5 protein-coding genes and 3 tRNA genes are annotated in these 6018 nt (G+C 60.2%); all 8 read right to left on the bottom strand.

The annotated features are described in order from the left end of the window. Positions 1–192: 192 nt before the first annotated feature. Positions 193–1023 (bottom strand): DUF2242 domain-containing protein, encoded by an 831-nt coding sequence (locus QRN20_RS25015; RefSeq protein WP_122413457.1) that lies wholly within the window; start codon positions 1021–1023, stop codon positions 193–195. A gap of 221 nt (positions 1024–1244) precedes the next feature. Then, positions 1245–1321: transfer RNA gene (locus QRN20_RS25010), tRNA-Asp, on the bottom strand. A 114-nt stretch (positions 1322–1435) separates the two neighbouring features. Next, positions 1436–1512, bottom strand: a tRNA-Asp gene (locus tag QRN20_RS25005). Between the two features lie 66 nt (positions 1513–1578). Continuing rightward, positions 1579–1654, bottom strand: a tRNA-Val gene (locus QRN20_RS25000). Between the two features lie 141 nt (positions 1655–1795). Continuing rightward, entirely contained in the window at positions 1796–2578 is a 783-nt protein-coding gene (locus QRN20_RS24995; RefSeq protein WP_043306496.1) for an SDR family oxidoreductase, read from the bottom strand. Between the two features lie 32 nt (positions 2579–2610). Next, the gene (locus tag QRN20_RS24990) at positions 2611–3822 is read right to left on the bottom strand and encodes an O-succinylhomoserine sulfhydrylase (protein ID WP_025994112.1); all 1212 of its coding nucleotides are present in this window, start codon (positions 3820–3822) and stop codon (positions 2611–2613) included. A 20-nt stretch (positions 3823–3842) separates the two neighbouring features. After that, positions 3843–5351, bottom strand: a complete 1509-nt coding sequence (purF, locus tag QRN20_RS24985) for an amidophosphoribosyltransferase (protein ID WP_004884541.1) — start codon at positions 5349–5351, stop codon at positions 3843–3845. 12 nt (positions 5352–5363) lie between these two features. Beyond that, positions 5364–5951, bottom strand: coding sequence for a CvpA family protein (locus tag QRN20_RS24980; RefSeq protein ID WP_004884542.1), 588 nt, complete (start codon positions 5949–5951; stop codon positions 5364–5366). Between the last annotated feature and the right edge of the window lie 67 nt (positions 5952–6018).

Below are 6018 nucleotides of genomic sequence, written 5' to 3'. Positions count from 1 at the left end.
CTGAACTGACGCCATCGCCGGCAAGCCGCCTCCCACGGGGTATGCATTCAGTCAGCCACTTTCGTTTTGCCCCCCGTTTTGGGCGTCTTGCGGACTTGTGTATAACGATGAGCGCGGAGCATGGGAACGATCAACGTAAAGGCTGGCATCTTGATCGTGCCCACGCTCTGAGGAACGATCAGTGTGAAGCTACTACTGCGCTGGCTGGGTCTCGACCGGCGCGGGGGTGGTCATTTCGACCGGCTGAGCCTCGGGTGGCGTGACGGTCTCGGCCTTGAACGAGGCAGGCTCGTCCGGTGCCGGTACGGGCTCGCTGGCAGCTGGCGTTGCGGACTCGGCCTTGGGCTCGGTAACCGGTTCAGCCTTGGGCGCAGCCTCAACCGCTTTAGGTGCCAGTTGCGAAGGCTCTGCGGCCTTGGGCGCGGCTGCGGCAGGCACCGGGTCAGGCACACCCAGATCAGCCTTTGGTTTCTCGACGATATGCGCAGCCTTCTTCACCTCCGGCGGCAGGAAGTTCTCCACCAGACCGAAGAAACGCTCGTAGAACTTGGCAGACGCAACCGTCTCGCTAGCCACCTTGACCATCGAATCATCGGTAGAGCCGATCGGCATCGACACCGAACCCAGCACCCCTACCCCGAGGCTCGCCGAGTTATTGGTTTTCTTGAGTGCGTAGCGGTCCTGCAGGGCGTTGGCGAACATCGTCGAACTGCCCGCTGTCACGTCGGCGGCGCAAACCAGGTTGAAGCTGATCTCGATGTGCGTGTCACCCGTCTGCTGAAAGCTCTTGCGCCCGGCAATCATTTTCGGATCGCTGCTGGTGATGATGTATCCCTGACTCAGCAAGGCCCGGCGTCCGGCTTCACAGTACGACAGATCCGTTGCCGGGTAGCTGCGGGAAAACGTCCCGGCATCGTCGAAATGCTCATGGTCGTAGACCGCCTGCTTAGGCGAAGAACAGCCGGCAGCCAGGAACAGCATGGACACAACGCACGCGGTACGAACGTTCAGTAAATTAAGCATCGATAATCCTGAGGAAGGAAATGACTGCCAGCAAGACTGCAAACTGGAAATGGCGACAAGTCTGCAACAAGGCCGACGCAGGATCAACGCAGAGTTCGCAACGATTCGATACAAGGCGCGTCACGCTGATAGAAACGGTCACAAATCTCAGACAACAAAAAAGCGACCCTTGGGTCGCTTTTCTGTTGCTTCAAGGAGTTCAAGGGCCTTGAAGCTTTGTATGGCGCAGCGGACGGGACTCGAACCCGCGACCCCCGGCGTGACAGGCCGGTATTCTAACCGACTGAACTACCGCTGCGTATCGCTTGTAAACCTGTTTGAAACAAACTTTCGGTAGCTTGTTTCCTGTACATCGGATTGAGCGGCTTGAGCCTTTCAACCTCAGACCCGGAAAACCGAATCTGTACAAATATGGCGCAGCGGACGGGACTCGAACCCGCGACCCCCGGCGTGACAGGCCGGTATTCTAACCGACTGAACTACCGCTGCGCAGTGTGGACTTGCGTCCGGTTTCAACTTTGAAAGCCCTCATGCTTCAGCTTTCAAACTCAACGATGGTGGGTGATGACGGGATCGAACCGCCGACCCGCTGCTTGTAAGGCAGCTGCTCTCCCAGCTGAGCTAATCACCCTTTGCTTCGTTGAGGCCGCGAAATTTACGCACCTAACGAACCTAAGTCAATAGCCTGATTGAAGTTTTTTTAAAAACTGCTTCAATCGCACCACACGCCACAACCTGCCAAACACACCCGCCTGCAAACGCGGATGCGCAACTACTCGGCGTACACCATCTTGCGGGTCATGCCGCCATCGACCACGAATTCCTGCCCGGTGACAAAACCGGCATTACGCGAGAGCAGCCACGCGACCATTGCCGCCACGTCCTCCACTGTCCCTACCCGGCCAGCGGGATGCTGCGCATGATCAGCCTCTGACAAGGGTTCGGCGCGGCGCAATGAAGGGTCACGCGCGTCGATCCAGCCGGGGCTGACAGCGTTGACACGTATCTCGGGCCCCAGACTGATGGCGAGCGCATGGGTCAGCGCCATCAGACCGCCCTTGCTCGCCGCATAGGCCTCGGTATCAGGCTCTGACTGACTGGCACGGGTCGAGGTCAGGTTGACGATGCTGCCGCAGTGCGCGCGCAGATAAGGCGCACAGTGTTTGGCCAGCAGCATCGGCCCGCCAAGGTTGACGCCCAGCACGCGATTCCAGTGCGAAAGCTCAAGACTTTCCAGTGTGGTGTTATGCGGATCGGCAATCGCCGCATTGCACACCAGCGCGTCCAGCCGCCCGAAGCGCCGGAGCACCTCGGCAACGCCCGCTGCGACCTGTTCCTCGCTCGCGACATCCATGGTGATGAACAGGGCGTTTTCGCCCAGCGCACCGGCCACTTTCGAACCACGCTTGCGGTCCAGATCGGTCAGTACCACTTGCCAGCCTTCGGCAATCAGCCAGGCTGCAATGCCCAGACCAATGCCGCGCGCGGCACCGGTAACCAGTGCAACGCGGCCATTGTGGGTACTGGAGAATTTCATCGCCCAGTCGTCGCTCATGCTCTCGCTCGCGTCGCTGCTCACTTCAGTCGTCACAAGGCCGCCAGACCCAGCGCCAGATCGGCCTGCAGGTCTGCGACATCTTCAAGCCCTACCGCCACCCTTATCAGGCTGTCACGGATGCCGGCGGCTTCACGTTCCTGAGGCGCCAGGCGCCCGTGGGACGTGGTGCTCGGGTGAGTGATGGTGGTCTTGGTGTCGCCCAGGTTGGCGGTGATCGAGATCAGTCGAGTTGCATCGATGAAGCGCCACGCGCCCTCTTTGCCACCCTTGACCTCGAAACTCACGACCGCACCGAAGCCTTTCTGCTGACGCTGGGCCAGCTCGTGCTGCGGGTGACTCTTGAGGCCGGCGTAATGGACCTTCTCGATACCATCCTGCTGCTCGAGCCACTCGGCCAGCGCCTGAGCGTTGGCGCAATGAGCGCGCATGCGCAGGTTCAGGGTTTCAAGACCCTTGAGAAAGATCCAGGCATTGAACGGGCTCAGAGTCGGCCCGGCCGTGCGCAGGAATCCGACCACTTCCTTCATCTGCTCGCTGCGCCCGGCAACCACACCGCCCATGCAACGGCCCTGGCCGTCGATGAACTTGGTTGCCGAATGGACGACGATGTCAGCGCCCAGCTTCAGCGGCTGCTGCAGGGCTGGCGTGCAGAAGCAGTTGTCGACGATCAGCATCGCGCCCTTGGCGTGGGCGACTTCCGCCAACGCGGCGATATCCACCAACTCGGCCAACGGGTTGGACGGCGACTCGACGAACAGCATTTTGGTGTTGGCCTTGATCGCCGCATCCCAGCCGCTCAGGTCCGCCAGCGGCACGTAGTCCACCTCAATGCCGAAACGTTTGAAGTACTTGTCGAACAGGCTGATGGTCGAACCGAACACGCTGCGCGACACCAGAACGTGATCACCGGCGCTGCACAGACTCATGACGACCGCCAGCGTGGCAGCCATGCCAGTCGCCGTGGCGACGGCCTGCTCGGCGCCTTCCAGCGCTGCCATGCGTTCCTCGAAGGAACGCACTGTCGGGTTGGTGTAGCGCGAGTAGACGTTGCCTGGCACTTCACCGGCGAAACGCGCGGCCGCGTCGGCGGCCGTGCGGAACACGTAGCTGGAGGTGAAGAACATCGGATCGCCATGCTCGCCTTCCGGCGTGCGGTGTTGCCCGGCACGTACGGCGAGGGTATCGAACCCTACGCCTTCAAGGTCGCTGTCGAGACGACCTGCATCCCATTCCTGAGTCATGCCGCTACTCCTGAAACCAATTAGTTGTTGTACAGATCGATGATCGCGCTCACTGCCTGGGTCTTGACCTTGGAGGCGTCGTTACGCGCCTGTTCGATCTTGTTCAGATAATGCTCGTCGATGTCACCGGTCACGTACTTGCCGTCGAAGACCGAGCAATCGAAGTTATCGATCTTGATCTTCTTGCTGCCGCTGACCGCCTCGATCAGGTCATTCAAGTCCTGATAGACCAGCCAGTCGGCACCGATGAGGTCGGCAACGTCCTGAGTGGAACGGTTATGGGCAATGAGCTCGTGAGCACTCGGCATGTCGATGCCGTAGACGTTGGGGTAACGCACCGCCGGGGCGGCCGAACAGAAATAGACGTTCTTGGCACCGGCTTCGCGGGCCATCTGGATGATCTGCTTGCAGGTCGTGCCGCGAACGATGGAGTCGTCCACCAGCATAACGTTCTTGCCGCGGAACTCCAGCTCGATGGCGTTGAGCTTCTGGCGCACGGACTTCTTGCGTGCAGCCTGACCCGGCATGATGAACGTGCGGCCGATGTAACGGTTCTTGACGAAGCCTTCGCGGAACTTGACGCCCAGGTGGTTGGCCAGCTCCAGCGCAGCCGTGCGGCTGGTGTCCGGAATCGGGATGACCACGTCGATGTCGTGATCCGGGCGCTCGCGCAGGATCTTGTCGGCCAGTTTCTCGCCCATGCGCAGACGCGCCTTGTAGACCGAGATACCGTCGATGATCGAATCAGGACGCGCCAGGTAGACGTGTTCGAAGATGCAGGGCGCGTACTTTGGATTGGCGGCGCACTGACGGGTGTGCAGCTTGCCGTCTTCGGTGATGTAGACCGCTTCGCCGGGTGCCAGGTCGCGGATCAGCGTGAAACCCAGTACATCGAGGGAAACGCTTTCGGAGGCGATCATGTACTCGACGCCTTCGTCGGTATGACGCTGGCCGAACACGATGGGACGAATGGCGTCTGGGTCGCGGAAGCCGACGATACCGTAGCCGGTGATCATCGCCACGACGGCATAGCCGCCACGGCAACGATTGTGCACGTCGGTCACGGCCGCGAAGATGTCTTCTTCGGTCGGCTGCAGCTTGCCGCGAACGGCCAGCTCATGGGCGAACACGTTGAGCAGCACTTCCGAGTCGGAATTGGTGTTGACGTGGCGCAGGTCGGATTCGTAGATCTCCTTGGCCAACTGCTCGACGTTGGTCAGGTTACCGTTGTGCGCCAACGTGATGCCGTAAGGCGAGTTGACGTAGAACGGCTGAGCTTCGGCCGAGGTCGAGCTGCCCGCGGTCGGGTAGCGCACATGACCGATGCCCATGTGTCCGACCAGACGCTGCATATGGCGTTGATGGAACACATCACGCACCAGTCCATTGTCCTTGCGCAGGAATAACCGGCCGTCGTGGCTGGTCACAATACCGGCAGCATCCTGGCCGCGGTGCTGGAGGACGGTGAGCGCGTCATACAGCGCCTGATTAACGTTCGACTTACCGACGATACCGACGATGCCACACATGCGACACAACCCCTACTTAGTGGAACTGGATTTACCAAGCACATCCTGCGGTATTGTAGACGGCAGGATCTGCTCCTTGAACGGCAGATCAGCAGGTACGCTGATGCCGCTGGCGAGCCACTTGCTGGACATCCCGAGAATCAGGTTCTTCGACCAGTCAGCGACCATGAGAAATTGCGGCACCAGTCTCGACTGCTGCCACCATTGATCCTGTTGCACCGGCCCGAGACTCAAGAGTCCGACCGCTACAACGACAAGCAGGCCTCCGCGCGCCGCGCCAAAGACCATACCCAGAAAACGATCGGTCCCGGAAAGCCCGGTGACGCGAATCAGTTCGCCTATCAGAAAGTTGACCATGGCGCCGACCAGCAAGGTGGCGACAAATAGAATGGTGCAGCTCGCGATCACGCGGGCCGAGGGTGTTTCTATGTAGTTGACCAGATACTGCGACAGCCCCGCGCCGAACATCCAGGCCACGACACCTGCAATGATCCACGTCGTCAACGAGAGTGCTTCTTTTACGAAGCCGCGTTTCAGACTGATCAGGGCGGAGATGGCGACAATTCCCAGAATTGCCCAGTCAACCGGAGTAAATGGCACGTTGCAGCCTGCAGACAGATAAGGCGGCGCATTTTAGCAGAGCGCCCGCCCGCCGGTAAGCAGCGAT

The sequence above is a fragment of the Pseudomonas sp. fls2-241-TYG-175 genome (assembly GCF_030209155.1).
GTDB classification, from domain to species: Bacteria; Pseudomonadota; Gammaproteobacteria; order Pseudomonadales; family Pseudomonadaceae; genus Aquipseudomonas; species Aquipseudomonas viridiflava.
Note: the sequence above shows the minus strand (reverse complement) of the source record. Positions and strands in the feature narration are given on the sequence as shown.